Genomic DNA, 26,999 nt, shown 5'->3' with positions numbered 1-26,999 from the left:
GATTTTAATAACCGGTTGAAAATTTATGTAAAAATGAAAGCGGCTGGATTGAAAGGAAGGGTACTATGGGTAAACCTGTCGTAGCCATTGTCGGGAGACCAAATGTAGGAAAATCCACAATCTTTAACCGGATTGCGGGAGAAAGAATTTCAATAGTAGAAGATACCCCTGGCGTGACAAGGGATCGGATATACAGCTCGGCTGAATGGCTGAATTATGATTTTAATTTGATTGATACGGGCGGTATTGATATCGGTGATGAGCCGTTCTTAGCGCAGATTCGCCAGCAGGCTGAAATCGCCATGGATGAAGCGGACGTGATTATTTTTATGGTGAACGGCCGTGAAGGCGTGACAGCTGCTGATGAAGAAGTGGCGAAAATTTTGTACCGCACAAAAAAGCCTGTTGTTTTAGCGGTTAATAAACTGGATAACACAGAAATGAGAGCGAATATTTATGATTTTTATTCGCTAGGCTTTGGCGAGCCGTATCCAATTTCGGGAACACACGGACTCGGACTGGGTGATTTACTGGATGCCGTTGCAGAGCATTTTAAAAACATTCCAGAAACGAAATACAATGAGGAAGTTGTTCAATTCTGTCTGATCGGACGTCCGAATGTCGGAAAGTCTTCACTTGTGAATGCGATGCTCGGCGAAGAACGCGTTATTGTCAGCAACGTGGCTGGAACCACAAGAGATGCTGTTGATACGGCATTTACTTACAACCAGCAGGAGTTTGTCATTGTCGATACTGCCGGTATGCGAAAAAAAGGGAAAGTCTATGAAACGACTGAGAAGTATAGTGTACTGCGGGCGCTGAAAGCGATTGACCGCTCAGAAGTCGTGGCGGTTGTGCTGGATGGCGAAGAAGGCATTATTGAACAGGACAAGCGTATCGCCGGTTATGCACACGAAGCGGGCAAGGCCGTCGTAATCGTCGTAAACAAATGGGATGCTGTTGACAAAGATGAGAGCACGATGAAAGAATTTGAAGAAAATATTCGCGATCATTTTCAATTTCTGGATTATGCGCCAATCCTATTTATGTCTGCCTTAACGAAAAAACGGATCCATACGTTGATGCCTGCGATTATCAAAGCAAGTGAAAATCATTCACTTCGAGTTCAAACAAACGTCTTAAATGATGTCATCATGGACGCTGTGGCAATGAATCCGACACCGACTCATAACGGTTCTCGTTTGAAGATTTACTATGCGACTCAAGTGTCGGTAAAGCCGCCAAGCTTCGTTGTGTTTGTAAACGATCCGGAATTGATGCATTTTTCATACGAACGGTTTTTAGAAAACCGAATCAGAGACGCGTTCGGTTTTGAGGGGACACCAATCAAAATATTTGCAAGAGCTAGAAAATAAAAAGGTGTGAAGCAAATATGAAAAAAGTCACAATGCTCGGAGCGGGGAGCTGGGGAACAGCACTGGCTTTAGTGTTAGCTGATAATCATCACGATGTAACCATGTGGGGGCACCGTGCAGATCTGATCCATCAAATCAATGATCAGCATGAAAATAAAGATTATTTGCCGAACGTCAAGCTTCCAGAATCTATTGAGGCAACAACGGATATGAAGACAGCTGTTTCAGACGCGGATTTCATTATCGTTGCTGTTCCAACAAAAGCAATTCGGGAAGTGCTGAGACAGGCTGTCCCTTTTATAACGAAAAAGGCAGTCTTTGTTCATGTCAGCAAAGGTATTGAGCCGGATTCACTTCTGCGCATTTCTGAAATTATGGAAATTGAGCTCCCGAGTGATGTCAGAAAAGATATCGTTGTCCTTTCCGGCCCGAGTCATGCGGAAGAGGTAGGGCTGCGGCACCCCACAACTGTTACTGCATCTTCAAAGAGCATGAGGGCAGCAGAAGAGGTGCAGGATCTATTTATTAATCACAATTTTCGGGTGTACACAAATCCTGACATTATCGGAGTTGAAATCGGAGGGGCTTTAAAGAATATTATTGCCCTTGCTGCAGGAATTACAGATGGTTTAGGGTACGGCGACAATGCCAAAGCTGCTTTGATTACACGCGGACTTGCCGAAATCGCGAGACTCGGAACGAAAATGGGCGGAAATCCCTTGACGTTCTCTGGATTGACAGGAGTAGGCGATCTGATTGTGACGTGCACAAGTGTTCATTCCAGAAACTGGCGTGCGGGCAATTTGCTCGGAAAAGGGTACAAGCTTGAAGATGTTCTTGAAGAGATGGGAATGGTAGTCGAAGGCGTCCGCACGACGAAAGCGGCTTACCAGCTTTCGAAGAAATATGATGTTAAAATGCCGATTACAGAAGCTCTCCATCAGGTCCTATTCAACGGACAAAAAGTGGAAACCGCTGTTGAATCTTTAATGGCGAGAGGGAAAACCCACGAGATGGAGGATTTGGTAAATACGTTTGAAAATCAAGTGAAGTAAAAGTGTCAATCGTATGGTGAAACGCATATCTTAATTGAACGAAAGCCCGAAAAACAGAAGAACACCCAAGTCTTGGGATCTCCTGAAACATTTTGCCGATTTAGGCAATAGAGGATGCATCTGTATGCCATGTCGCATACTATAGCATCGAAGTCCAAGAGAGTGTTTCTTAAACGTGCAGGTGAATATAGTCAATTTGACTGAAGCGAAGGTCCCCCTCTTTGCTTCAGTTTTTTTTGTTCTATCAAAGGATGGAAAATCTGGTTGATCTTTTCCGGCGCTGTATATTAAAATATAATATAACGCTTACATCATACATATCGGGGAGGCGCACGTCATTGAATCTGGCATTGATGAAAATGTGGTTTGCTCTAGGGTCCATGGGTCTGATGTTTCTGGCTGTAGCTTCCATCTATTTAAGCCGCTTTAAGTGCCAAAACCGTTTTTTGAAGATTGCGATTTCATCATTTGCATACATGTGTATGCTCATATCTGGAATTATTGTGTTTGTCGTGGTTTTTAGCGGCCCTGTCAATGAATAAAGCTGTAAAAGGAAGTGCTGTATGGGTAAACTGAAGTGCGCAATCATTTTTGCGGCAGTCGTGTTTTTATCCGGATGTTTATATCCAAATGAACGGAAAAGCAGTGTGCATGCCATTCCTTATCAAGACCAGCTAAAGCAGGTTCAGTCTGCTGTTGATGAATTTCAAAAGGCAAATGGAGGGCTGCTTCCCATTCAAACCAAAGATATGTCGACACCGCTATATCAAAAATATCCGATAGACTTTAACCGGTTAGCGCCAAGATACATAGCTGAACCTCCAAGTACGGCATTTGAAAGCGGGGGAGACTATCAATACGTGCTTGTTGACGTAGAGAACGATCCGACTGTTAAATTAATTGATCTAAAGATGGCAGAAAAAATTCGCGATGTGAAATTGCGCATCCAAATGTATCGTCAGGAGCATCAATATCCGCCTTACAAGGATGTGCTATCTCGTGATTTATTTACACTCGATGAGAAGAAGCTTGGGGATGGCAGCTCTCTTACAGTGACAAGCCCAATCTCAGGGAATTCGTTGCCGCTTATGATTGACGGAGACGGAGAAATATATGCTGATTACCGGACTGAGCTGGCTTCTTGCCTCAAAAAAAGCAAGAAAACGTTTAAACCCGGGACTGAAATCCAGGATATGATTTGGCAGGAAACCCCCTTTGTCCCCGCGTTTTCTGTAACATATACGGTAAATGACAAACAGGAACCTGTTTTTTTAGAAAATGATATGAAAAAGGAATGAACCTTTCTCCCTTGCATACAAATAGGGAGAAAGGTTTTTTTATACTTTAATAGATTGAGGATGAGAAATTTTCTAAAGATGTCATATTCAAATAGGACAACGTCATACACATATAGTGTCCTGTGTTTGATTGAAAGAGCTTAATAAAATTGAAAAGGATAGGAAGTCCGGGAGGGGATCACTTGGAAAAGGTCGATATTTTCAAGGATATCGCTGAACGAACAGGAGGCGATATATACTTAGGAGTCGTAGGTGCTGTCCGTACAGGAAAATCCACGTTCATTAAAAAATTTATGGAGCTTGTGGTGCTCCCGAATATCAGTAACGAAGCAGACCGGGCCCGAGCGCAGGATGAACTGCCGCAGAGCGCAGCCGGCAAAACCATTATGACTACAGAGCCTAAATTTGTTCCGAATCAGGCGATGTCTGTTCATGTGTCAGACGGACTCGATGTGAATATAAGATTAGTAGATTGTGTAGGTTACACAGTGCCCGGCGCTAAAGGATATGAAGATGAAAACGGGCCGCGGATGATCAATACGCCTTGGTACGAAGAACCGATCCCATTTCATGAGGCTGCTGAAATCGGCACACGAAAAGTCATTCAAGAACACTCGACCATCGGAGTTGTCATTACGACAGACGGCACCATTGGAGATATCGCCAGAAGTGACTATATAGAGGCTGAAGAAAGAGTCATTGAAGAGCTGAAAGAGGTTGGCAAACCTTTTATTATGGTCATCAACTCAGTCAGGCCGTATCACCCGGAAACGGAAGCCATGCGCCAGGATTTAAGCGAAAAATATGATATCCCGGTATTGGCAATGAGTGTAGAGAGCATGCGGGAATCAGATGTGCTGAGTGTGCTCAGAGAGGCCCTCTACGAGTTTCCGGTGCTAGAAGTGAATGTCAATCTCCCAAGCTGGGTAATGGTGCTGAAAGAAAACCATTGGCTGCGTGAAAGCTATCAGGAGTCCGTGAAGGAAACGGTTAAGGATATTAAACGGCTCCGGGACGTAGACAGGGTTGTCGGCCAATTCAGCGAGTTTGAATTCATTGAAAGTGCCGGATTAGCCGGAATTGAGCTGGGCCAAGGAGTGGCAGAAATTGATTTGTACGCGCCGGATCATCTATATGATCAAATCTTAAAAGAAGTTGTGGGCGTCGAAATCAGAGGAAGAGACCATCTGCTTGAGCTCATGCAAGACTTCGCCCATGCGAAAACAGAATATGATCAAGTGTCTGATGCCTTAAAAATGGTCAAACAGACGGGATACGGTATTGCAGCGCCTGCTTTAGCTGATATGAGTCTCGATGAGCCGGAAATTATAAGGCAGGGCTCGCGATTCGGTGTGAGGCTGAAAGCTGTCGCTCCGTCGATCCATATGATCAAAGTCGATGTCGAAAGCGAATTCGCCCCGATTATCGGAACGGAAAAACAAAGTGAAGAGCTTGTACGCTATTTAATGCAGGACTTTGAGGATGATCCGCTCTCCATCTGGAATTCCGATATCTTCGGAAGGTCGCTGAGCTCAATTGTGAGAGAAGGGATTCAGGCAAAGCTGTCATTAATGCCTGAAAACGCACGGTATAAATTAAAAGAAACATTAGAAAGAATCATAAACGAAGGCTCTGGCGGCTTAATCGCCATCATCCTGTAATACCGGTAGACCTCTTTATAGAATGGGAGGTCTTTTTTCTTTGCTCTTAATAATGGAAAAGGATCAAGGAATAGGATGAAAAAAGGAAAAAAAGGAATATTTGTTCGGTAAATCACCTTAAATCCTTGACGAGCAAGGGATTGACGCTTTAAAATGCTTGATATGGCTTTTTATATGTGTTACTCTACATACAGAAATTCTTCACTTTGTTGGACAAACATTCCTCAGAGTGCAGTTTTTCTTAAAAAGCCGTTTAATTGTCTTTCTCTTACTTGATCTCATTTTTTTCTGAGACAGGTTTAGAATCAGACTGAACTGTGAAGAAATGATAATAAACGAACTGAATGTATCCTTTTGGGAGGAGGTGAAAGGCATGAACAAAACAGAACTTATCAATGCGGTTGCAGAAGCAAGCGAATTGTCTAAAAAAGACGCTACAAAAGCAGTTGACTCTGTTTTTGATACGATCTTAGATGCACTTAAAAACGGTGATAAAATCCAACTGATCGGTTTTGGTAACTTCGAGGTGCGTGAACGTTCTGCACGTAAAGGACGCAACCCTCAAACAGGTGAAGAAATCGAAATTCCAGCAAGCAAAGTACCTGCTTTCAAACCAGGTAAAGCGCTTAAAGACGCAGTTGCCGGAAAATAATTGTGAATATAGATCGTGTATGCATCTAGCTTACATACACTTTATTTCTTCACAGAAAAGCCCCTTTATAAGGGGCTTTTCATATTTCAAGAGCATGGGCTTCCTGACAGGGCATTCACTTTGCTTTTAGCGGGGCATATGTGCTAGAATCGAAATTAAATGTATTCATTGGTGGAGGACATAGAACATGAAAGAAGTTAATAAAGAGCAAATCGAACAAGCTGTTCGTCAAATTTTAGAAGCGATCGGAGAAGACCCGAATAGAGAAGGGCTTCTTGATACTCCGAAAAGAGTCGCAAAGATGTATGCCGAAGTATTCTCCGGCTTAAATGAAGATCCAAAAGAACATTTCCAGACTATCTTCGGTGAAAACCATGAGGAGCTTGTTCTTGTAAAAGATATCGCGTTTCATTCTATGTGTGAGCATCACCTTGTTCCCTTTTATGGAAAAGCACATGTTGCATATATCCCGCGAGGCGGAAAGGTCACAGGACTCAGCAAACTGGCACGTGCCGTTGAAGCCGTTGCAAAGCGCCCGCAGCTTCAGGAACGCATCACTTCTACAATTGCAGAAAGCATCGTAGAAACGCTTGATCCGCATGGCGTAATGGTAGTGGTTGAAGCGGAACACATGTGCATGACGATGCGCGGTGTAAGAAAACCGGGTGCGAAAACTGTGACTTCAGCAGTCAGAGGCGTTTTTAAAGATGATGCCGCTGCCCGTGCAGAAGTATTGGAACATATTAAACGCCAGGACTAATAAAGATAGAGGGTGCTATAAATGAACCAAAAGCATTCAAGTGATTTTGTCGTCATTAAAGCCGTTGAGGACGGAGTGAATGTGATCGGCCTGACAAGAGGAACAGACACAAAGTTTCACCATTCCGAAAAACTCGACAAGGGAGAAGTGATCATCGCTCAGTTTACAGAGCATACTTCTGCCATTAAAGTCAGAGGAGAGGCACTGATTCAAACCGCGTACGGAGAAATGAAAAGCGAAAAAAAATAAGCTGGCTGTCCCCGCTGTTAAAAGCAAATGCTCGCAAACAGCGGGAGGATACAGCCAATTTCTTTTTTTTATGCTATAATGATACCTGCGTAAGCGAATGAAAAGATAAAACTCATACATAGATTAAGAAATAAATGTGAATTTGGGGACAAGGGTGATATTTTTGCAAGACATCTACGGAACTTTAGCCAATCTGAACACGAAATTAAAACAAAAGCTGTCTCATCCTTATTTAGCGAAGCATATTTCCGCGCCGAAAATTGATGAGGATAAGCTTCTTCTTTTTCATGCTTTATTTGAAGAAGCTGACATAAAAAACAACGACAGAGAAAATTATATTGTAACAGCGATGCTTGTACAAAGCGCCCTTGATACCCATGATGAAGTGACGACAGCTAGAGTCATAAAACGAGACGAAAACAAAAACCGCCAATTGACTGTTCTCGCGGGCGATTATTTCAGCGGGCTGTACTACTCTTTACTATCTGAAATGAAGGATATCTACATGATTCGGACGCTTGCTACAGCCATTAAAGAAATCAACGAACATAAAATTCGTCTGTATGACCGTTCTTTCAAGGACGAAAACGATTTTTTCGAAAGTGTCGGCATCGTTGAATCAGCTTTATTCCATCGTGTGGCGGAACACTTCAGCCTCCCGCGCTGGAAAAAGCTGTCGAGTGATTTTTTTGTATTTAAGCGGCTTATGAACGGAAATGATGCATTTCTGGATGTGATCGGCAGTTTTATACAGCTGGGAAAAACAAAAGAAGAGATATTAGAAGATTGTTTTAAAAAAGCGAAAAACAGCATTGAGTCACTTCTGCCTCTAAATTCACCTATTCAGAACATTTTAATAAACCGTCTGAAGACAATCAGCCAAGATCAAACCTATCATCAGAAAGTGGAAGAAGGGTAAACCATTATGCAGGACTCAAAAGAACAGCGCGTACACGGAGTATTTGAAAAAATATATAAAAACTATGACCAAATGAACTCTGTCATCAGTTTTCAGCAGCATAAAAAATGGCGCGACAAAACGATGCGCATCATGAATGTAAAAGAAGGCGCAAAAGCACTTGATGTCTGCTGCGGAACGGCTGACTGGACGATCGCTCTAGCAAAAGCGGCCGGCAAAAGCGGCGAGATCAAGGGCTTGGATTTCAGTGAAAATATGCTGAGTGTCGGCGAGCAGAAAGTAAAAGACGGCGGATTCAGCCAAATTGAACTGCTGCACGGAAATGCGATGGAGCTTCCTTTTGATGATGATACATTTGATTATGTCACCATTGGCTTCGGACTCCGCAATGTCCCTGATTACTTGACTGTACTGAAAGAGATGAGACGTGTAGTGAAGCCGGGCGGGCAGGTGGTATGTCTGGAAACGTCCCAGCCGGAAATGTTCGGATTCAGACAGGCTTACTTTATGTACTTTAAGTACATTATGCCGTTTTTCGGGAAACTGTTTGCGAAGAGCTATAAGGAATATTCTTGGCTTCAAGAATCAGCCAGAGATTTCCCTGGAATGAAGGAACTGGCAGGCCTGTTTGAAGAGGCGGGTCTGAAAAATGTTAAATATCATTCGTTTACTGGCGGAGTCGCTGCCACGCATATCGGATGGAAATGAAAACACAGATGTTTGGGTGAATGATATGAAATTTAAAATGGCCTACTCTTTTTTAAATGACGATATTGATGTAATCGAAAGAGAACTTGAACAAACCGTACGTTCCGATTACCCGCTTTTAAGCGAGGCAGGTCTTCACCTGCTGCAGGCCGGAGGGAAACGTATTCGGCCTGTTTTCGTACTGCTTTCCGGCATGTTTGGCGATTACGATATTAATAAGATTAAATATGTCGCCGTCACTCTGGAAATGATTCACATGGCATCTTTGGTTCATGATGATGTCATTGATGATGCGGAGCTTCGCCGAGGAAAACCGACAATCAAAGCAAAGTGGGACAATCGTATTGCGATGTACACAGGCGATTATATGCTTGCGGGATCTCTTGAAATGATGACGAGAATTAACGAACCGAAAGCCCATAGGATTTTGTCACAGACGATCGTTGAGGTTTGTCTAGGGGAAATTGAGCAGATCAAAGACAAATACAACATGGAACAAAATCTCAGAACGTATCTCCGGCGTATCAAAAGAAAAACGGCTCTCTTGATCGCGGTCAGCTGCCAGCTTGGTGCCATTGCGTCTGGAGCTGATGAGAAGATTCATAAGGCATTGTACTGGTTTGGGTATTACGTCGGCATGTCTTATCAGATTATTGATGATATTCTTGATTTTACTTCAACTGAAGAAGAGCTGGGTAAACCCGTTGGAGGAGATTTGCTTCAAGGAAACGTCACATTGCCAGTGCTGTATGCCCTGAAAAATCCTGCATTAAAAAACCAGCTTAAATTGATTAACAGTGAGACAACGCAGGAACAGCTTGAACCAATCATTGAAGAAATCAAAAAAACAGATGCAATTGAAGCATCTATGGCAGTAAGCGAAATGTATCTGCAGAAAGCTTTTCAGAAATTAAACACGCTTCCTCGAGGGCGCGCACGCTCGTCTCTTGCAGCCATCGCAAAATATATCGGTAAAAGAAAATTTTAATTTTTGTAGATATTAAGAAATTTCTCCGCCCCGGATTGATTAATTATCAGAAAGATGTTACGATTTCGGTGTGCAGTGTGAAAGCCTATACATACATAATGATGGGGTGGAGAATATGATGGAAAAGACTTTTATCATGGTGAAACCAGACGGTGTCCAACGTCAGCTCATTGGGGACATTTTATCTAGATTCGAACGTAAGGGCTTACAATTAGCTGGCGCCAAGTTAATGAGAGTGACTGAACAAATGGCTGAGAAACACTACGCCGAACATCAAGGAAAGCCTTTCTTCGGAGAGCTCGTTGAGTTTATTACTTCAGGACCTGTATTCGCAATGGTGTGGGAAGGCGAAAATGTCATTGAAGTGACGAGACAGCTGATCGGAAAAACAAACCCTAAAGAAGCTTTACCTGGTACGATTCGTGGGGATTATGGCATGTTTGTCGGAAAAAACATCATCCACGGCTCTGATTCTCTCGAAAGTGCAGAACGCGAGATTAACATTTTCTTTAAGAATGAAGAATTAGTATCATATCAGCAGCTTATGGCAGGCTGGATCTATTAATCATTGTGAAAATAAGTAAAAGAGCCGGCATCATATAACGCCGCCGGTTTTTGATCTGTTTTGTAAAGGTTTACATTAAAGTGAATAAAGGGTTGAATGGCAGTGTGCATCAGACCTCTGCCTTTCCCAACGATCTAAAATCAGCTGAAAAGCTGATTTTTTTATTGAAACAATACAATTTCCTGATAAAACAAGCTATACTAGGACAAAAAGACAGCGAGACTGGGAGAGTAGAGATGGATACATACAGCGTATTTACAACGAAATGGAAACAATTAACCGGAGTCGATTTGACACTATATAAAGAAGCACAAATGAAGAGAAGGCTAACGTCACTTTATGAGAAAAAGGGGTTCCAAAGCTTTAAGGACTTTGCGGCGGCATTGGAAAAGGATCAAGCTCTCTTAAATGAAACATTGGACAGAATGACGATCAATGTTTCAGAATTTTATCGTAATTATAAAAGGTGGGAAGTTCTTGAGACTGCAATTCTGCCGTTAATCAAGACCTCTAGGCCTTTAAAGATTTGGAGTGCCGCCTGCTCAACGGGGGAGGAGCCATACACGCTTGCCATGCTTTTGGACCAGCAAAAAGGTCTTCCGGGCTATCAGATTTTGGCGACGGATATTGATGAAAAAGCATTGGAAAAAGCGAAAAAAGGCGTTTATCAGGAGCGGTCTTTACAGGAAGTGCCGCTATCTGTGAAAGATCGTTATTTTACGCAAAACGCTAATAGAAGTTATGAAGTGAAACCGGAAATCAAAAAGAATATTACATTCAAAAAGCACAATTTGCTGGCAGATCGTTATGAACAAGACTTTGACTTAATCGTGTGCCGCAATGTATTTATTTATTTTACAGAAAGCGCGAAGGAAGAGCTGTATTTAAAAATGGCACATAGCTTGAAGAAGAATGGAGTTCTTTTTGTCGGCAGCACCGAGCAAATCTTCAACCCCGAGAAATTTGGCCTAGTACCAGCCGATACATTCTTTTATCAAAAAAGATAGACTGACTTTTTGCTGAAAAATATGTTATAGTAGTCTTACTTAAAAGCGTTAATGCGATGAAGGGAGAAGAAGTCATGAGATATTTAACAGCCGGAGAATCACACGGCCCTCAACTGACAACCATTATTGAGGGTGTACCTGCCGGGCTTTACATAACGGAGGAAGATATCAATTTTGAGCTTGCCAGACGCCAAAAAGGACACGGCCGCGGCCGCCGCATGCAGATCGAAAAAGACCAGGCCAAAATTATGAGCGGGGTGCGCCATGCACGTACACTCGGTTCACCAATTGCTCTCGTAGTTGAAAATAACGATTGGAAGCATTGGACAAAAATCATGGGCGCCGCTCCGATTACAGAAGATGAAGAAAAGGAAATGAAGCGCCAGATTTCCAGGCCTAGACCTGGGCACGCTGACTTAAACGGTGCAATTAAATATAATCATCGTGATATGAGAAATGTGCTTGAGCGTTCTTCAGCAAGGGAAACAACTGTCAGAGTGGCGGCAGGGGCTGTAGCTAAAAAGATTCTTTCTGAGCTTGGCATTAAGGTGACGGGCCACGTGTTGCAAATTGGCGCTGTTAAAGCTGAAAAAACAGAATATACGTCAATTGAAGACCTGCAGCGCGTAACGGAAGAGTCTCCTGTCAGATGCTACGATGAAGAGGCAGGCAAAAAAATGATGGCTGCCATTGATGAAGCAAAGGCAAACGGAGATTCCATCGGCGGAATAGTAGAAGTCATTGTCGAGGGAATGCCGGTAGGCGTGGGCAGCTATGTCCATTATGACCGCAAGCTGGATAGCAAGCTTGCTGCCGCTGTACTGTCAATTAATGCATTTAAAGGTGTGGAATTCGGGATCGGATTTGAGGCGGCAGGCCGAAATGGAAGCGAAGTCCATGACGAAATCATTTGGGACGAGGAAAAAGGATACACCCGTGCTACTAACAGACTTGGCGGACTGGAAGGCGGCATGACGACAGGAATGCCAATTGTTGTCCGCGGAGTCATGAAGCCGATTCCGACTTTGTATAAACCGCTGAAAAGTGTCGATATTGAAACGAAAGAACCGTTTTCCGCCAGCATTGAACGTTCAGACAGCTGTGCTGTTCCTGCGGCAAGTGTAGTCGCTGAAGCCGCTGTCGCTTGGGAAATTGCGAACGCAGTCGTTGAACAATTCGGATTAGATCAAATTGACCGCATTAGAGAAAATGTGGAGAATATGAGAAAACTGTCGAGGGAATTTTAATGAAGACACTGCATGTTCAAACTGCTTCCTCGTCATATCCTGTTTTTATCGGACAAGGTATCAGAAAAAAGGCCTGCGAACTATTAACCTCTTTAAACAGGCCTTTAACAAGGATTATGCTTGTCACGGATGAAGAAGTAGACCGTCTGTATGGTGATGAAATGCTTCATTTGCTGCAAGATAAATGGCCTGTGAAAAAAGTGACGGTACCGAGTGGAGAGCAGGCAAAATCCATGGACATGTACACAAAGCTGCAGAGTGAAGCGATTCGTTTTCATTTGGATCGCTCCTCATGCATCATCGCATTCGGTGGCGGTGTTGTAGGAGATCTTGCCGGTTTTGTGGCTGCCACTTTTATGCGCGGCATTGATTTCATACAAATGCCTACGACGCTCTTGGCGCATGACAGCGCAGTCGGAGGAAAAGTAGCCGTGAACCATCCGCTTGGAAAAAATCTAATCGGTGCGTTTTATCAGCCGAAAGCCGTGCTCTATGATACAGATTTCCTGCGTTCTCTGCCTGAAAAAGAGCTTAGGTCCGGAATGGCAGAAGTGATTAAACACGCTTTTATCTATGACAGAGCGTTTCTGGAGGAGCTGCTGAATATCCACTCACTGCGTGATATCACTAATGATCAGCTGAATGACATGATTTTTAAAGGCATTTCAATTAAAGCGTCTGTCGTTCAGCAGGATGAAAAAGAAGAGGGGATAAGAGCTTACTTAAACTTTGGGCATACGCTCGGTCATGCCGTTGAGGCGGAATATGGATATGGGCAGATCACTCACGGTGATGCCGTAGCCCTCGGAATGCAGTTTGCTTTATATATAAGCGAAAAGACTGTAGGCTGTGAAATGGACAGAAAACGTTTGGTCAGCTGGCTAAAAAGCCTGGGTTATCCAAGTCAAATCAGAAAAGAGACGGAAACTTCGGTTCTCTTGGACCGTATGATGAATGATAAGAAAACCCGTGGCGGGAAGATTCAGTTTATTGTGCTCAACGAATTAGGGAAAGTTGCTGATCATACATTTTCCAGAAATGAACTTGAGAGCTGGCTGAACAAATGGCGATTGGAGGAGACATCATGATGATTCGCGGAATTCGCGGAGCAACTACAGTTGAACGGGATACTGAAGAAGAAATTTTACAAAAAACAAAACAGCTGTTAGAGAAAATCATAGAAGAAAATCATACAAAACCGGAAGATGTTGTTCAAATGCTTCTTTCGGCTACACCTGACTTGCACGCTGTTTTCCCGGCAAAAGCTGTTCGCGAGCTTTCAGGATGGCAGTATGTACCGGTAACATGTATGCAGGAAATGGACGTAACGGGCGGTCTGAAAAAGTGCATAAGAGTCATGATGACGGTCCAGACAGATGTCCCTCAGGATCAGATCAGACATGTATATTTAGAAAAAGCCGTCGTATTGAGGCCCGATTTATCATTGACAAAAAATACTGAATTGTAATACGATAAGAACAGCTTAGAAATACACAAGAGTGTGTATAAAGCGATTAGAATGAGTTGAGTTAGAGAATAGGGTAGCAGAGAATGAGTTTAGTTGAGCTGAGACATGTATGTTTATTCTACCCAAAAGAAGTCTTTCTTTTGGGTTTATTTGTTATATAGTATTTTATCCTCTCATGCCATCTTCTCATTCTCCTTGCCATAAGGAGTGAGAGCAATGAATTTCCAATCAAACATTTCCGCATTTTTAGAGGACAGCTTGTCCCACCACACGATACCGATTGTGGAGACCTTCACAGTCGATACACTGACACCCATTCAAATGATAGAGAAGCTTGACAGGGAGATTACGTATCTTCTTGAAAGCAAGGACGATACATCCACTTGGTCAAGATATTCGTTTATCGGCCTGAATCCATTTCTCACAATTAAAGAAGAGCAGGGCCGTTTTTCGGCCGCTGATCAGGACAGCAACTCTCTTTACACAGGAAATGAACTAAAAGAAGTGCTGAACTGGATGAATACCACATACAAAATCAAAACACCTCAGCTTGGCATTCCTTTTGTCGGCGGAGCTGTCGGGTACTTAAGCTATGATATGATCCCGCTGATTGAGCCTTCTGTTCCTTCGCATACAAAAGAAACAGACATGGAAAAGTGTATGCTGTTTGTTTGCCGGACATTAATTGCGTATGATCATGAAACCAAAAACGTCCACTTTATCCAATATGCAAGGCTTAATGGAGAGGAAACAGAAAACGAAAAAATGGATGTATTCCATCAAAATCATCTGGAGCTTCAAAATCTCATTGAAAAAATGATGGGCCAAAAAAACATAAAAGAGCTGTTTCTCTCTGCTGATTCATACAAGACACCCAGCTTTGAGACGGTATCTTCTAATTATGAAAAATCGGCTTTTATGGCTGATGTAGAAAAAATCAAAAGCTATATAAAAGCAGGCGATATCTTCCAGGGTGTTTTATCACAAAAATTTGAGGTGCCGATAAAAGCAGATGCTTTTGAGTTATACCGAGTGCTTAGGATCGTCAATCCTTCGCCGTATATGTATTATATGAAACTGCTAGACAGAGAAATAGTCGGCAGCTCTCCGGAACGGTTAATCCACGTTCAAGACGGGCACTTGGAAATCCATCCGATTGCCGGTACGAGAAAACGCGGTGCAGACAAAGCTGAAGATGAGAGACTGAAGGTTGAGCTCATGAAGGATGAAAAAGAAAAAGCGGAGCATTACATGCTCGTTGATCTTGCCCGAAACGATATCGGCAGAGTAGCAGAGTATGGTTCTGTTTCTGTGCCGGAGTTCACAAAAATTGTTTCCTTTTCACATGTCATGCACATTATCTCGGTGGTTACAGGCCGATTGAAAAAAGGGGTTCATCCTGTCGATGCACTGATGTCTGCTTTCCCGGCGGGGACTTTAACAGGCGCACCCAAAATCCGTGCCATGCAGCTTTTGCAAGAGCTCGAGCCAACACCGAGAGAGACATACGGAGGATGTATTGCCTACATTGGGTTTGACGGGAATATCGACTCTTGTATTACGATTCGCACGATGAGTGTAAAGAACGGCGTTGCATCGATACAGGCAGGTGCTGGCATTGTTGCTGATTCTGTTCCGGAAGCCGAATACGAAGAAAGCTGTAATAAAGCCGGTGCGCTGCTGAAAACGATTCATATTGCAGAAGACATGTTTCATAGCAAGGAGGATAAAGCTGATGAACAGATTTCTACAATTGTGCGTTGACGGAAAAACCCTTACTGCCGGTGAGGCTGAAACGCTGATGAATATGATGATGGCAGCGGAAATGACTCCTTCTGAAATGGGTGGTATATTGTCTATTCTTGCTCATCGGGGGGAGACGCCAGAAGAGCTTGCGGGTTTTGTGAAGGCAATGCGGGCACACGCTCTTACAGTCGATGGACTTCCTGATATTGTTGATACATGCGGAACCGGGGGAGACGGTATTTCCACTTTTAATATTTCAACGGCCTCGGCAATTGTTGCCTCGGCAGCTGGCGCGAAAATCGCTAAGCATGGCAATCGCTCTGTCTCTTCTAAAAGCGGAAGCGCTGATGTTTTAGAGGAGCTAGAGGTTTCTATTCAAACCACTCCCGAAAAGGTCAAAAGCAGCATTGAAACAAACAACATGGGATTTCTTTTTGCGCCGCTTTACTATTCGTCTATGAAACATGTAGCAGGTACTAGAAAAGAGCTAGGTTTCAGAACGGTATTTAATCTGCTTGGGCCGCTCAGCAATCCTTTACAGGCGAAGCGTCAGGTGATTGGGGTCTATTCTGTTGAAAAAGCTGGACTGATGGCAAGCGCACTGGAGACGTTTCAGCCGAAGCACGTTATGTTTGTATCAAGCCGTGACGGTTTAGATGAGCTTTCAATTACAGCACCGACCGACGTGATTGAATTAAAGGACGGAGAGCGCCGGGAGTATACCGTTTCACCCGAAGATTTCGGTTTCACAAATGGCAGACTTGAAGATTTACAGGTGAAGTCTCCGAAAGAGAGCGCTTATCTCATTCAGAATATTTTTGAAAATAAAAGCAGCAGTTCCGCTTTATCTATTACGGCTTTTAATGCGGGTGCTGCGATTTACACGGCGGGAATTACCGCCTCACTGAAGGAAGGAACGGAGCTGGCGTTAGAGACGATTACAAGCGGAGGCGCTGCCGCGCAGCTTGAACGACTAAAGCAGAAAGAGGAAGAGATCTATGCTTGAAAAAATCATCAAACAAAAGAAAGAAGAAGTGAAAACACTGGTTCTGCCGGTAGAGCAGCCTTTCGAGAAACGTTCATTTAAGGAGGCGCTGGTAAGCCCGAATCGGTTTATCGGGTTGATTGCTGAAGTGAAGAAAGCATCGCCGTCAAAAGGGCTTATTAAAGAGGATTTTGTGCCTGTGCAGATTGCAAAAGACTATGAGGCTGCGAAGGCAGATGCGATTTCCGTTTTAACAGACACCCCGTTTTTTCAAGGAGAAAACAGCTATTTATCAGACGTAAAGCGTGCTGTTTCGATTCCTGTACTTAGAAAAGATTTTATTATTGATTCTCTTCAAGTAGAGGAATCAAGAAGAATCGGAGCGGATGCCATATTGTTAATCGGCGAGGTGCTTGATCCCTTACACCTTCATGAATTATATCTTGAAGCAGGTGAAAAGGGGATGGACGTGTTAGTGGAGGTTCATGATGCATCAACGCTAGAACAAATATTGAAAGTGTTCACACCCGACATTCTCGGCGTAAATAATCGAAACCTAAAAACGTTTGAAACATCTGTAAAGCAGACAGAACAAATCGCATCTCTCGTTCCGAAAGAATCCTTGCTTGTCAGCGAAAGCGGAATCGGTTCTTTAGAACATTTAACATTTGTCAATGAACATGGGGCGCGAGCTGTACTTATCGGTGAATCATTGATGAGACAAACTTCTCAGCGTAAAGCAATCCATGCTTTGTTTAGGGAGTGAGGTTGTGAAGAAACCGGCATTAAAATATTGTGGTATTCGGTCACTAAAGGATTTGCAGCTTGCGGCGGAATCACAGGCTGATTACCTAGGATTTATTTTTGCTGAAAGCAAACGAAAAGTATCTCCGCAAGATGTGAAAAAATGGCTGAACCAAGTTCGTGTCGAAAAACAGGTTGCAGGTGTTTTTGTTAATGAATCACTAGAGACGATGTCATGTGTTGCCAAGAGCTTGAAGCTCGACGTTATTCAGCTTCACGGTGATGAAAAACCGGCGGATGCTGATGCTCTTCGCAAGCTGACAGGCTGTGAAATATGGAAGGCGCTTCACCATCAAGATAACACAACTCAAGAAATAGCCCGCTTTAAAGATCATGTTGACGGCTTTGTGATTGATTCATCTGTAAAAGGGTCTAGAGGCGGAACTGGTGTTGCATTTTCTTGGGAATGTGTGCCGGAATATCAGCAGGCGGCTATTGGTAAACGCTGCTTTATCGCTGGCGGCGTGAATCCGGATAGCATCACAGGCCTATTGAAATGGCAGCCAGAAGGAATTGACCTTGCCAGCGGAATTGAAAAAAACGGACAAAAAGATCAGAATCTGATGAGGCTTTTAGAAGAAAGGATGAACCGATATGTATCCATATCCGAATGAAATAGGCAGATACGGTGATTTTGGTGGAAAGTTTGTTCCGGAAACACTCATGCGGCCGTTAGATGAAATAGAAACAGCATTTAAGCAAATCAAGGATGATCCCGCTTTTCGTGAAGAGTATTATAAGCTGTTAAAGGACTATTCCGGACGGCCGACTGCATTAACATACGCTGATCGAGTCACTGAATACTTAGGCGGCGCGAAAATCTATTTGAAACGAGAAGATTTAAACCATACAGGTTCTCATAAAATCAATAATGCGCTAGGTCAAGCGCTGCTTGCTAAAAAAATGGGCAAAACGAAAATCATTGCTGAAACTGGTGCCGGTCAGCATGGCGTTGCCGCTGCAACAGTTGCAGCCAAATTCGGCTTTTCCTGTACTGTGTTTATGGGTGAAGAGGATGTTGCCCGCCAGTCTCTGAACGTTTTCCGCATGAAGCTTCTTGGAGCGGAGGTAGTGCCTGTAACAAGCGGAAACGGAACATTGAAAGATGCCACAAATGAGGCGATCCGGTACTGGGTTCAGCATTGTGAGGATCACTTTTATATGATTGGATCAGTTGTCGGCCCGCATCCTTATCCGCAAGTGGTCCGTGAATTTCAAAAAATGATCGGAGAGGAAGCGAAGGACCAGTTGAAACGTATTGAAGGCACTCTGCCTGATAAAGTAGTGGCATGTGTAGGCGGAGGAAGCAATGCGATAGGTATGTTTCAGGCATTTTTAAATGAAGATGTTGAACTGATCGGCGCTGAAGCAGCAGGAAAAGGAATTGATACGCCTCTTCATGCCGCCACTATTTCGAAAGGAACCGTAGGGGTTATTCACGGTTCATTGACTTATCTCATTCAGGATGAGTTCGGGCAAATTATTGAGCCCTACTCTATTTCAGCCGGTCTCGACTATCCTGGAATCGGTCCGGAGCACGCATACTTGCATAAGAGCGGCCGTGTCACTTATGACAGTATCACTGATGAAGAAGCGGTGGATGCATTAAAGCTTTTGTCAGAAAAAGAGGGGATTTTGCCGGCAATCGAATCTGCCCATGCGTTAGCGAAAGCATTCAAACTCGCCAAAGGAATGGATCGCGGTCAACTCATTCTCGTCTGTTTATCAGGACGGGGAGACAAGGATGTCAACACATTAATGAAGGTATTGGAAGAAGAGGTGAAAGCCCATGTTTAAATTGGATCTTCAACCATCAGAAAAATTGTTTATCCCGTTTATTACGGCGGGCGATCCAGTTCCTGAGGTTTCGATTGAACTGGCGAAGTCACTCCAAAAAGCAGGCGCCACTGCATTGGAGCTTGGTGTTGCATACTCTGACCCGCTTGCAGACGGTCCGGTGATCCAGCGGGCTTCAAAGCGGGCACTTGATCAAGGAATGAATATCGTAAAGGCAATCGAATTAGGCGGAGAAATGAAAAAAAACGGAGTGAATATTCCGATTATCCTCTTTACGTATTATAATCCTGTGTTACAATTGAACAAAGAATACTTTTTCGCTTTACTGCGGGAAAATCATATTGACGGTCTGCTTGTTCCGGATCTGCCACTAGAAGAAAGCAACAGCCTTCAAGAGGAATGTAAAAGCCATGAGGTGACGTATATTTCTTTGGTTGCGCCGACAAGCGAAAGCCGTTTGAAAACCATTATTGAACAAGCCGAGGGCTTCGTCTACTGTGTATCTTCTCTGGGTGTGACCGGTGTCCGCAATGAGTTCAATTCATCCGTGTACCCGTTCATTCGGACAGTGAAGAATCTCAGCACTGTTCCGGTTGCTGTAGGGTTCGGTATATCAAACCGTGAACAGGTCATAAAGATGAATGAAATTTGTGACGGTGTCGTAGTGGGAAGTGCGCTCGTCAGAAAAATAGAAGAATTAAAGGACCGGCTCATCAGCGCTGAAACGAGAAATCAGGCGCTGCAGGAGTTTGAGGATTACGCAATGGCGTTTAGCGGCTTGTACAGTTTAAAATGAGGTGACTGATTTGCGTATCAAAGAACATTTAAAACAGCTGAAGCCTTATCAGCCTGGAAAGCCGATTGAAGCAGTGAAATCAGAATATGGCTTGGATAAAGTGGTGAAGCTTGCTTCAAACGAGAATCCTTACGGCTGTTCAGAGGCTGCAAAAGAGGCGCTTCATCATGAGATTCAACAGCTTGCCCTTTACCCGGACGGGTATAGCGCCGCTTTGCGGACAAGGCTCAGTAAGCACCTCAATGTCAGCGAAACATCACTTATTTTCGGCAACGGTTCTGATGAAATCATACAGATCATCTGCCGGGCATTTTTTAACGATAAAACAAACACGGTTACTGCTGCCCCCACTTTTCCGCAATATAAACATAATGCGGTCATTGAAGGTGCTGAAGTGCGTGAAATTGCACTTCGTCCCGACGGCTCACATGATTTAGACGCCATGTTAGAAGCCATCGACGAACAGACACAAGTCGTTTGGATATGCAGCCCGAATAATCCGACTGGCACTTATACATCTGAAGGAGAATTACTCGCATTTCTGGAGCGCGTTCCTTCACGTGTCCTTGTTGTTCTTGACGAAGCATATTATGAATATGTAACAGCAGAGGATTACCCGGAAACCGTGCCGCTCTTAAGCAAGTATTCCAATTTGATGATTTTGCGCACATTTTCAAAGGCATACGGTCTGGCAGCGCTCAGAGTCGGATACGGAATTGCTGACGAGAACCTGATTCGCCAGATTGAGCCGGCGAGAGAGCCGTTTAATACGAGCCGTCTGGGCCAGGCTGCGGCGATTGCCGCTCTTGATGATCAAGCGTTTATTGCTTCCTGTGTCGAGCAAAATAATGCAGGCCTTCAGCAGTATTATGATTTTGCGAAAACTCATGGTTTAAAGTGCTACCCTTCACAGACAAATTTTGTGTTAATTGACTTTAAACGTCCTGCTGATGAACTGTTTCAGGCTCTGCTGGAAAAAGGCTATATCGTCCGGTCAGGAAATGCATTAGGTTTCCCGACATCACTCCGGATTACGATCGGAACAAAAGAGCAAAATGAAGAAATACTTGCAATTTTAGCTGAAATTTTATAAGAGGTGATCTAATATCACCTCTTTAGTCTATAAACCAGGTGATGACGTATGAATCAAATGAAAGATACAATATTGCTCGCCGGTCTCGGATTGATAGGCGGTTCGATTGCCCTAGCGATCAAAAAAAATCATCCCGGCAAACGGATTATCGGAATCGACATCTCTGATGAACAGGCGGTAGCGGCATTAAAATTAGGTGTGATAGACGATCGTGCTGATTCGTTTATTAGCGGTGCGAAAGAGGCAGCTACAGTAATCATTGCGACACCTGTCGAACAAACACTGGTTATGCTTGAAGAGCTGGCTCATTCAGGAATTGAACATGAGCTTTTGATTACGGATGTAGGAAGCACAAAGCAAAAAGTGGTTGATTACGCTGATCAAGTGCTGCCTAGCCGCTATCAATTTGTCGGAGGGCATCCGATGGCGGGTTCACATAAATCAGGAGTGGCCGCTGCGAAGGAGTTCCTGTTTGAAAATGCATTTTATATTTTAACGCCAGGCCAGAAAACGGACAAACAAGCTGTGGAACAGTTAAAAAACCTGCTGAAGGGGACAAATGCCCATTTTGTGGAAATGTCGCCTGAGGAGCATGATGGCGTTACAAGCGTAATCAGTCATTTTCCGCATATTGTAGCAGCTAGCCTTGTTCACCAAACCCATCATTCGGAAAACCTGTATCCGCTTGTTAAGCGTTTTGCTGCCGGCGGGTTCAGAGATATTACAAGGATTGCATCAAGCAGCCCGGCAATGTGGCGGGATATTTTATTACATAATAAAGATAAAATCTTAGACCGTTTTGATGAGTGGATTCGTGAAATTGACAAGATCCGTACATATGTAGAACAAGAAGATGCGGAAAATCTATTTCGTTATTTTAAAACCGCCAAGGATTATCGTGACGGGCTGCCGCTTCGGCAGAAGGGAGCGATACCTGCATTTTATGATTTATATGTGGATGTACCCGATCATCCGGGTGTAATATCCGAGATAACAGCGATCTTAGCTGCGGAGCGCATCAGTATCACGAATATCCGCATTATCGAAACACGAGAGGATATTAACGGGATTTTAAGGATCAGTTTTCAGTCTGATGACGACCGCAAAAGGGCAGAACAATGCATTGAAGCCCGGGCGGAATATGAAACTTTTTATGCTGATTGAGGTGGAAAAAATGAAACGAGAAAAGGTGCAGACCTTACATGGAGAAATACATATTCCTGGTGATAAATCCATTTCTCACCGCTCTGTTATGTTTGGCGCGCTAGCGGCAGGCACAACAACAGTTAAAAACTTTCTGCCGGGAGCAGATTGTCTGAGCACGATCGATTGCTTTAGAAAAATGGGTGTTCACATTGAGCAAAGCGGCAGCGATGTCGTGGTTCACGGAAAAGGAATCGATGCCCTGAAAGAGCCAGAAAGCCTTTTAGATGTCGGAAATTCAGGTACAACGATTCGCCTGATGCTCGGAATATTAGCGGGCCGTCCTTTTTACAGCGCGGTAGCCGGAGATGAGAGCATTGCGAAGCGCCCAATGAAGCGTGTGACTGAGCCTTTGAAAAAAATGGGGGCTAAAATCGACGGCAGAGCCGGCGGAGAATTTACACCGCTGTCAGTGAGCGGCGCTTCATTAAAAGGCATTGAATATGTATCACCTGTTGCAAGCGCGCAAATTAAATCTGCTGTTTTGTTGGCCGGATTACAGGCTGAGGGCACAACAACTGTCACAGAGCCCCATAAATCTCGGGACCACACTGAGCGGATGCTTTCTGCTTTTGGCGTTAAGCTTTCTGAAGATCAAACGAGTGTTTCCATTGCTGGTGGCCAGAAACTGACAGCTGCTGATATTTTTGTTCCTGGAGACATTTCTTCAGCCGCGTTTTTCCTTGCTGCTGGCGCGATGGTTCCAAACAGCAGAATTGTATTGAAAAACGTAGGTTTAAATCCGACTCGGACAGGTATTATTGACGTCCTTCAAAACATGGGGGCAAAACTTGAAATCAAACCATCTGCTGATAGCGGTGCAGAGCCTTATGGAGATTTGATTATAGAAACGTCATCTCTAAAAGCAGTTGAAATCGGAGGAGATATCATTCCGCGTTTAATTGATGAGATCCCTATCATCGCGCTTCTTGCGACTCAGGCGGAAGGAACCACCGTTATTAAGGACGCGGCAGAGCTAAAAGTGAAAGAAACAAACCGTATTGATACTGTTGTTTCTGAGCTTCGCAAGCTGGGTGCTGAAATTGAACCGACAGCAGATGGAATGAAGGTTTATGGCAAACAAACGTTGAAAGGCGGCGCTGCAGTGTCCAGCCACGGAGATCATCGAATCGGAATGATGCTTGGTATTGCTTCCTGTATAACGGAGGAGCCGATTGAAATCGAGCACACAGATGCCATTCACGTTTCTTATCCAACCTTCTTCGAGCATTTAAATAAGCTTTCGAAAAAATCCTGAAGTTTTACTTCAGGATTTTTTATGCAGATCATAATTCGAGGCGAAAAAACATAGCTTGTCTTATAGAGGGGATAGAAAAACGAAAAGGGGGGATGTGCTTTACTTACAAGCCGGCAGGTCAAAGAGCTGCTTTACTGTACAGAGGGCGATCTTCCTTTTTTCATTTTCTATCTCAAGATCTTTTGGTAAACTAATAAGACTCAATAATTCCCTTCCGTACAGAAGCATCTTATTTGCCGGAGGCATTCGTCTGAATTATGATAAGATTAACCCGAACAAATAAAGCTTTTTTGTATGGTTGATGTTGTATAGGAAAAGAAAGGACCGGTCCGATTTGAATACATTGATTCAAGAAGCCATAAAATTAGTTGAAGCAGGTGAAACAGAAAAAGGCCTCAACACGCTCTCGAAGGCTGAAAAACAGCTGCATGATGAAGATAAAGCCATTGCAGCCCAGCTTTATTACGAGTGGGGCGATGTAGAAAAAGCCATTTCACTGATTAGTGATCTACATGATTTATATCCAAATGAAACAGAACTGACGAATTTCTACGCTGAACTTTTAATAGATATTGACGAAGAAGAAAAAGCCCTCGCTGTGCTGGAGACTATTCCGGAAACAGATCCATCATATCCGGAAAGTTTGCTGCTTATGGCGGATCTTTATCAGATGCAGGGGTTATTCGAAGTCAGTGAACAAAAGCTTTTACAAGCAAAGTCCATTCTGGACAATGAACCTGTTATTGATTTTGCACTGGGAGAACTTTACTTTGCTCAGGGAGCCTATGCAAAAGCGGTTCAATATTTTAAAACAACGGCTGAGGAGCAGAGTGAGATCGGAGGCGTTAATGTCCATCAAAGACTGGCAGAATCGTTAAGTGCCTCTGGTGAATTTGAGGATGCCATTCCATGGTATGAGAAAGCTGTCGATGAGAATCCTGACCCTAATACGATTTTCGGCTATGGTTTTACAGCCTTACAGGCGGGGCTTGTGAAAACAGCTATTAAGCAGCTGTCTGATTTAAAGGAGCTTGATCCATCTTATACTTCACTTTATATGCCGCTCTCGAAAAGCTATGAAGCAGAAGGAATGTATGAAGAGGCATTAAAAACGGCAAAAGAGGGGATCAGATATGATGAATATAACAAAGAACTTTTCCTTTATGCCGCCAAAATGGCCTTAAAAATCGGGAAGTCAGAAGAGGGGAAAAAGCTGCTTCAGGAGGCGCTTGCGCTTGATCCGGGCTTTGTCGAGGCGCTTCATACACTTCTTGCCGTGTATCACAAAGAAGAGGATTATGATCAGATCATTTATCTTATTCAAGAGGTTCGAAGCTACGGTGAAGAAGATCCGAAATACAATTGGTATCTTGCAAGCGCATATACTGAATTAGAGCAATACGAGGAAGCAAAACAATCCTTTGAGGCTGCCTATCTTCATTATCGGGAGGATAGAGATTTCTTATATGAATACGCAAGCTTCCTATTAGAAGAAGGCCTTCAAAAAGAAGCGCTGCCGCTTTTGAAAAAGGTTCTTGAAATGGACGGAGCCAATGAAGAGCTTGAAGAAACGATTTTGCGAATCGAGGATGAATTTTCTAGATAAGCAGGAATATTAACCATTCATGTGGAACATATAAGTATATAGATTATACGAACGATAGAGGAGGGAATTACATGCAGACCCCTGTTTCTGTCAATGAGAAAAAAGATTTTATCCGTTGGTTTTTAAACCATTATCAGTTAAAGCGCCGAGAGTGCGTTTGGATCTTGAACTACTTAATGAGCCATGATTCTCTCATGGAGAAGGTTCATTTTGTGGAGCAGGCTGAATTTTGCCCGAGAGGCATTATAATGTCAACACATTGTGTTGAAGAAGTTCCGTTCCGGTTCTATAAAGAGAATGTCATGACTACCGACGCGGAAAAATCTTTTCATGATATTAGATTAAATAAACAGCAGGATTTGTTTATCCAGCTTAATTTCCGTTCGGCTTACAGCTCACCTGAATATGCGGCGGTGCTGGAGTCCAACCCGCATATTCCGAAAAACCTTTTTGAGAATAAAAAAGATCAGGGATTGGCGGAACAGATTTTAGAGCACGCTATTTCCACATTCCAAAGAGAAAAATTATTAAAAGACATTGACGACGCGTTAGATCGTCATGATAAAGAGGCATTTGAACAATTATCGCGCCAATTAAATCAGCTCACATAATATGACCAGCCTTGCAGTGAATTGCAAGGCTTGTTGCCGTAAAGGGGGAGAACGATGAGGTGGAGAATCACTGATGCCAAGGACTATTTACAAGCTAAGGATTACATTGATACCGCTGTCATACCATTAATTAACATAAGGGTTAATAACCATTTTAAAATGGCGGCGGAGAAAGGCGAGTTTACGCAGCTTCTCTCAGAAGAACTTGAAAGGCAGTTAAAGGGACGGGTATATTTACTTCCGCCTTATACATATGTTGATAGAAATGAAATAACCGTTCAAGGGCTTAAGGATTTGCGGGAAGAGCTGATAACGGAATTTCCGCATGTTGTCCTGCTCACATCTGACGAAAGTTGGAGAGCTGAGGATGCGTTAGGCAAAATGATTGTTACACCGTCTGTTCCATTAGAGCATTTAAATGACTCTTTAAAAAGAAAAATATTGGATGAACGCACTGCTGAAATTTTGAACGTTTTGTTACAGTTATGGAGCACTTCATAAAAACACTTACATTTCCTTATGAACAATATTTTGGCTATATTGACCTTGCTGAGAGATTCATATATTATGAGGGTGTCTAGAGTTATTGCAATATTTTCTATTTTAGTCAGTTTGCAGGGGTGACCTAGAGGGGGGAGAAGAGATGGGCGGAAAACATGATATATCCAGACGTCAATTTTTGAATTACACGCTCACAGGCGTAGGAGGTTTTATGGCGGCTAGTATGCTCATGCCTATGGTTCGCTTCGCACTCGACCCGGTATTAAAATCGACAGGGAAGCAGGATATGGTTCAGGTTGTCAGCGTTGATGAGTTGACAAAAGAGCCGCAGCGCTTTGATTTTAAAATTAATCAAGTCGATGCCTGGTATGAGTCTGAAGAGTCAAGATCAGCCTGGGTCTTCAAAAACGGGGATGAAATTGTAGCACTTTCGCCAATTTGTAAACATTTAGGGTGTACGGTGAACTGGAATAGTGATCCTAAAAACCCGAATAAATTCTTTTGTCCATGCCATTACGGACTCTATGAAAAGGACGGCACCAATGTCCCTGGCACGCCGCCGCTTGCGCCTCTTGATCATTATGAGCAAGAAGTAAAAGACGGCTTCCTGTATCTTGGAAAAGCAAAGCCTAAGGGGGAAGGGTGA

General features: G+C 43.5%; 29 protein-coding genes. All 29 read left to right on the top strand.

The features are described from left to right. Window positions 1-65: 65 nt before the first annotated feature. The 29 genes from engA to NYE53_RS11215 all read left to right on the top strand — a co-directional run bounded on the left by engA (window position 66) and on the right by NYE53_RS11215 (window position 26,999). Window positions 66-1,376, top strand: coding sequence for a ribosome-associated GTPase EngA (engA, locus tag NYE53_RS11355; protein WP_181219680.1), 1,311 nt, complete (start codon window positions 66-68; stop codon window positions 1,374-1,376). 17 nt (window positions 1,377-1,393) lie between these two features. Continuing rightward, window positions 1,394-2,431 (top strand): NAD(P)H-dependent glycerol-3-phosphate dehydrogenase, encoded by a 1,038-nt coding sequence (locus NYE53_RS11350; protein ID WP_015251807.1) that lies wholly within the window; start codon window positions 1,394-1,396, stop codon window positions 2,429-2,431. 338 nt (window positions 2,432-2,769) lie between these two features. Next, window positions 2,770-2,973: a DUF2768 domain-containing protein gene (locus NYE53_RS11345; protein ID WP_004399143.1), complete on the top strand. Its 204-nt coding sequence runs from the start codon at window positions 2,770-2,772 to the stop codon at window positions 2,971-2,973. Window positions 2,974-2,994: 21 nt separating this feature from the next. Further along, entirely contained in the window at window positions 2,995-3,729 is a 735-nt protein-coding gene (locus tag NYE53_RS11340; protein ID WP_063335237.1) for a hypothetical protein, read from the top strand. Window positions 3,730-3,911: 182 nt separating this feature from the next. Continuing rightward, a complete protein-coding gene (gene spoIVA / locus NYE53_RS11335) occupies window positions 3,912-5,390 on the top strand; it encodes a stage IV sporulation protein A (protein ID WP_003230572.1) in 1,479 nt (492 codons plus the stop codon). Between the two features lie 373 nt (window positions 5,391-5,763). Beyond that, window positions 5,764-6,042, top strand: coding sequence for a non-specific DNA-binding protein Hbs (gene hbs, locus NYE53_RS11330; protein ID WP_003153447.1), 279 nt, complete (start codon window positions 5,764-5,766; stop codon window positions 6,040-6,042). 187 nt (window positions 6,043-6,229) lie between these two features. Further along, window positions 6,230-6,802, top strand: coding sequence for a GTP cyclohydrolase I FolE (gene folE, locus NYE53_RS11325; protein ID WP_003225516.1), 573 nt, complete (start codon window positions 6,230-6,232; stop codon window positions 6,800-6,802). Between the two features lie 21 nt (window positions 6,803-6,823). Next, window positions 6,824-7,051 carry a trp RNA-binding attenuation protein MtrB gene (gene mtrB, locus NYE53_RS11320; protein ID WP_003230576.1) on the top strand — a complete coding sequence of 76 codons (228 nt, stop codon included), beginning with the start codon at window positions 6,824-6,826 and terminating at the stop codon, window positions 7,049-7,051. A 163-nt stretch (window positions 7,052-7,214) separates the two neighbouring features. Further along, a complete protein-coding gene (hepS, locus tag NYE53_RS11315) occupies window positions 7,215-7,970 on the top strand; it encodes a heptaprenyl diphosphate synthase component 1 (RefSeq protein WP_014480130.1) in 756 nt (251 codons plus the stop codon). A gap of 6 nt (window positions 7,971-7,976) precedes the next feature. Beyond that, the gene (menG, locus tag NYE53_RS11310; protein ID WP_003230580.1) at window positions 7,977-8,678 is read left to right on the top strand and encodes a demethylmenaquinone methyltransferase; all 702 of its coding nucleotides are present in this window, start codon (window positions 7,977-7,979) and stop codon (window positions 8,676-8,678) included. Window positions 8,679-8,703: 25 nt separating this feature from the next. Continuing rightward, window positions 8,704-9,666: a heptaprenyl diphosphate synthase component II gene (gene hepT, locus NYE53_RS11305; protein WP_003246013.1), complete on the top strand. Its 963-nt coding sequence runs from the start codon at window positions 8,704-8,706 to the stop codon at window positions 9,664-9,666. Between the two features lie 115 nt (window positions 9,667-9,781). Continuing rightward, window positions 9,782-10,231 carry a nucleoside-diphosphate kinase gene (ndk, locus tag NYE53_RS11300; protein ID WP_010886554.1) on the top strand — a complete coding sequence of 150 codons (450 nt, stop codon included), beginning with the start codon at window positions 9,782-9,784 and terminating at the stop codon, window positions 10,229-10,231. A 236-nt stretch (window positions 10,232-10,467) separates the two neighbouring features. Continuing rightward, window positions 10,468-11,238, top strand: coding sequence for a protein-glutamate O-methyltransferase CheR (cheR, locus tag NYE53_RS11295; RefSeq protein ID WP_014477188.1), 771 nt, complete (start codon window positions 10,468-10,470; stop codon window positions 11,236-11,238). A 74-nt stretch (window positions 11,239-11,312) separates the two neighbouring features. After that, window positions 11,313-12,485: a chorismate synthase gene (gene aroC / locus NYE53_RS11290; protein WP_339244790.1), complete on the top strand. Its 1,173-nt coding sequence runs from the start codon at window positions 11,313-11,315 to the stop codon at window positions 12,483-12,485. After that, window positions 12,485-13,573, top strand: coding sequence for a 3-dehydroquinate synthase (aroB, locus tag NYE53_RS11285; protein ID WP_014480126.1), 1,089 nt, complete (start codon window positions 12,485-12,487; stop codon window positions 13,571-13,573). The genes aroC and aroB overlap by 1 nt, the downstream gene beginning before the upstream one ends. Next, window positions 13,570-13,953 carry a chorismate mutase gene (aroH, locus tag NYE53_RS11280; RefSeq protein WP_004398675.1) on the top strand — a complete coding sequence of 128 codons (384 nt, stop codon included), beginning with the start codon at window positions 13,570-13,572 and terminating at the stop codon, window positions 13,951-13,953. The genes aroB and aroH overlap by 4 nt, the downstream gene beginning before the upstream one ends. Window positions 13,954-14,169: 216 nt before the next feature. Next, entirely contained in the window at window positions 14,170-15,717 is a 1,548-nt protein-coding gene (gene trpE, locus NYE53_RS11275; RefSeq protein WP_339244786.1) for an anthranilate synthase component I, read from the top strand. Further along, entirely contained in the window at window positions 15,689-16,705 is a 1,017-nt protein-coding gene (gene trpD / locus NYE53_RS11270; RefSeq protein ID WP_327829362.1) for an anthranilate phosphoribosyltransferase, read from the top strand. The genes trpE and trpD overlap by 29 nt, the downstream gene beginning before the upstream one ends. Continuing rightward, on the top strand, window positions 16,698-17,450 hold the full coding sequence (trpC, locus tag NYE53_RS11265) for an indole-3-glycerol phosphate synthase TrpC (RefSeq protein WP_339244783.1): 753 nt from the start codon (window positions 16,698-16,700) through the stop codon (window positions 17,448-17,450). Before trpD ends, trpC begins: the two co-directional genes overlap by 8 nt. 4 nt (window positions 17,451-17,454) lie before the next feature. Beyond that, on the top strand, window positions 17,455-18,102 hold the full coding sequence (locus tag NYE53_RS11260; RefSeq protein WP_327829364.1) for a phosphoribosylanthranilate isomerase: 648 nt from the start codon (window positions 17,455-17,457) through the stop codon (window positions 18,100-18,102). Beyond that, complete coding sequence (gene trpB, locus NYE53_RS11255; protein WP_327829365.1) at window positions 18,083-19,285, top strand: tryptophan synthase subunit beta; 1,203 nt, start codon at window positions 18,083-18,085, stop codon at window positions 19,283-19,285. Before NYE53_RS11260 ends, trpB begins: the two co-directional genes overlap by 20 nt. Beyond that, window positions 19,278-20,081, top strand: coding sequence for a tryptophan synthase subunit alpha (gene trpA / locus NYE53_RS11250; protein ID WP_339244779.1), 804 nt, complete (start codon window positions 19,278-19,280; stop codon window positions 20,079-20,081). Before trpB ends, trpA begins: the two co-directional genes overlap by 8 nt. Window positions 20,082-20,091: 10 nt before the next feature. Further along, window positions 20,092-21,174 carry a histidinol-phosphate transaminase gene (gene hisC / locus NYE53_RS11245; protein WP_327829367.1) on the top strand — a complete coding sequence of 361 codons (1,083 nt, stop codon included), beginning with the start codon at window positions 20,092-20,094 and terminating at the stop codon, window positions 21,172-21,174. A 48-nt stretch (window positions 21,175-21,222) separates the two neighbouring features. After that, window positions 21,223-22,338: a prephenate dehydrogenase gene (locus NYE53_RS11240; protein WP_014480118.1), complete on the top strand. Its 1,116-nt coding sequence runs from the start codon at window positions 21,223-21,225 to the stop codon at window positions 22,336-22,338. 10 nt (window positions 22,339-22,348) lie between these two features. Further along, complete coding sequence (aroA, locus tag NYE53_RS11235; protein WP_327829368.1) at window positions 22,349-23,635, top strand: 3-phosphoshikimate 1-carboxyvinyltransferase; 1,287 nt, start codon at window positions 22,349-22,351, stop codon at window positions 23,633-23,635. A gap of 334 nt (window positions 23,636-23,969) precedes the next feature. Continuing rightward, window positions 23,970-25,241 carry a tetratricopeptide repeat protein gene (locus NYE53_RS11230; RefSeq protein ID WP_339244776.1) on the top strand — a complete coding sequence of 424 codons (1,272 nt, stop codon included), beginning with the start codon at window positions 23,970-23,972 and terminating at the stop codon, window positions 25,239-25,241. A 71-nt stretch (window positions 25,242-25,312) separates the two neighbouring features. Beyond that, a complete protein-coding gene (locus tag NYE53_RS11225) occupies window positions 25,313-25,852 on the top strand; it encodes a ReoY family proteolytic degradation factor (RefSeq protein ID WP_004399171.1) in 540 nt (179 codons plus the stop codon). A gap of 54 nt (window positions 25,853-25,906) precedes the next feature. After that, window positions 25,907-26,353: a YpiF family protein gene (locus tag NYE53_RS11220; protein WP_014480115.1), complete on the top strand. Its 447-nt coding sequence runs from the start codon at window positions 25,907-25,909 to the stop codon at window positions 26,351-26,353. A 142-nt stretch (window positions 26,354-26,495) separates the two neighbouring features. Beyond that, window positions 26,496-26,999 carry a ubiquinol-cytochrome c reductase iron-sulfur subunit gene (locus NYE53_RS11215; RefSeq protein ID WP_003230627.1) on the top strand — a complete coding sequence of 168 codons (504 nt, stop codon included), beginning with the start codon at window positions 26,496-26,498 and terminating at the stop codon, window positions 26,997-26,999.

The organism is Bacillus sp. FSL R5-0523, assembly GCF_037975295.1.
Lineage (GTDB): Bacteria > Bacillota > Bacilli > Bacillales > Bacillaceae > Bacillus > Bacillus subtilis.
The sequence above is the reverse complement of the archived record's forward strand: the minus strand, read 5'-3'. Positions and strand labels throughout refer to the sequence as shown.

Excerpts from the sequence above, each read along its gene's own strand:
- engA (WP_181219680.1), top strand. The coding sequence starts at position 66 with ATGGGTAAACCTGTCGTAGCCATTGTCGGGAGACCAAATGTAGGAAAA.
- NYE53_RS11350 (WP_015251807.1), top strand. The coding sequence starts at position 1,394 with ATGAAAAAAGTCACAATGCTCGGAGCGGGGAGCTGGGGAACAGCACTG.
- NYE53_RS11340 (WP_063335237.1), top strand. The coding sequence starts at position 2,995 with ATGGGTAAACTGAAGTGCGCAATCATTTTTGCGGCAGTCGTGTTTTTA.
- hbs (WP_003153447.1), top strand. The coding sequence starts at position 5,764 with ATGAACAAAACAGAACTTATCAATGCGGTTGCAGAAGCAAGCGAATTG.
- folE (WP_003225516.1), top strand. The coding sequence starts at position 6,230 with ATGAAAGAAGTTAATAAAGAGCAAATCGAACAAGCTGTTCGTCAAATT.
- mtrB (WP_003230576.1), top strand. The coding sequence starts at position 6,824 with ATGAACCAAAAGCATTCAAGTGATTTTGTCGTCATTAAAGCCGTTGAG.
- menG (WP_003230580.1), top strand. The coding sequence starts at position 7,977 with ATGCAGGACTCAAAAGAACAGCGCGTACACGGAGTATTTGAAAAAATA.
- hepT (WP_003246013.1), top strand. The coding sequence starts at position 8,704 with ATGAAATTTAAAATGGCCTACTCTTTTTTAAATGACGATATTGATGTA.
- ndk (WP_010886554.1), top strand. The coding sequence starts at position 9,782 with ATGATGGAAAAGACTTTTATCATGGTGAAACCAGACGGTGTCCAACGT.
- cheR (WP_014477188.1), top strand. The coding sequence starts at position 10,468 with ATGGATACATACAGCGTATTTACAACGAAATGGAAACAATTAACCGGA.
- aroC (WP_339244790.1), top strand. The coding sequence starts at position 11,313 with ATGAGATATTTAACAGCCGGAGAATCACACGGCCCTCAACTGACAACC.
- aroB (WP_014480126.1), top strand. The coding sequence starts at position 12,485 with ATGAAGACACTGCATGTTCAAACTGCTTCCTCGTCATATCCTGTTTTT.
- aroH (WP_004398675.1), top strand. The coding sequence starts at position 13,570 with ATGATGATTCGCGGAATTCGCGGAGCAACTACAGTTGAACGGGATACT.
- trpE (WP_339244786.1), top strand. The coding sequence starts at position 14,170 with ATGAATTTCCAATCAAACATTTCCGCATTTTTAGAGGACAGCTTGTCC.
- trpD (WP_327829362.1), top strand. The coding sequence starts at position 15,689 with ATGAACAGATTTCTACAATTGTGCGTTGACGGAAAAACCCTTACTGCC.
- trpC (WP_339244783.1), top strand. The coding sequence starts at position 16,698 with ATGCTTGAAAAAATCATCAAACAAAAGAAAGAAGAAGTGAAAACACTG.
- trpB (WP_327829365.1), top strand. The coding sequence starts at position 18,083 with ATGTATCCATATCCGAATGAAATAGGCAGATACGGTGATTTTGGTGGA.
- trpA (WP_339244779.1), top strand. The coding sequence starts at position 19,278 with ATGTTTAAATTGGATCTTCAACCATCAGAAAAATTGTTTATCCCGTTT.
- NYE53_RS11240 (WP_014480118.1), top strand. The coding sequence starts at position 21,223 with ATGAATCAAATGAAAGATACAATATTGCTCGCCGGTCTCGGATTGATA.
- aroA (WP_327829368.1), top strand. The coding sequence starts at position 22,349 with ATGAAACGAGAAAAGGTGCAGACCTTACATGGAGAAATACATATTCCT.
- NYE53_RS11225 (WP_004399171.1), top strand. The coding sequence starts at position 25,313 with ATGCAGACCCCTGTTTCTGTCAATGAGAAAAAAGATTTTATCCGTTGG.
- NYE53_RS11220 (WP_014480115.1), top strand. The coding sequence starts at position 25,907 with ATGAGGTGGAGAATCACTGATGCCAAGGACTATTTACAAGCTAAGGAT.
- NYE53_RS11215 (WP_003230627.1), top strand. The coding sequence starts at position 26,496 with ATGGGCGGAAAACATGATATATCCAGACGTCAATTTTTGAATTACACG.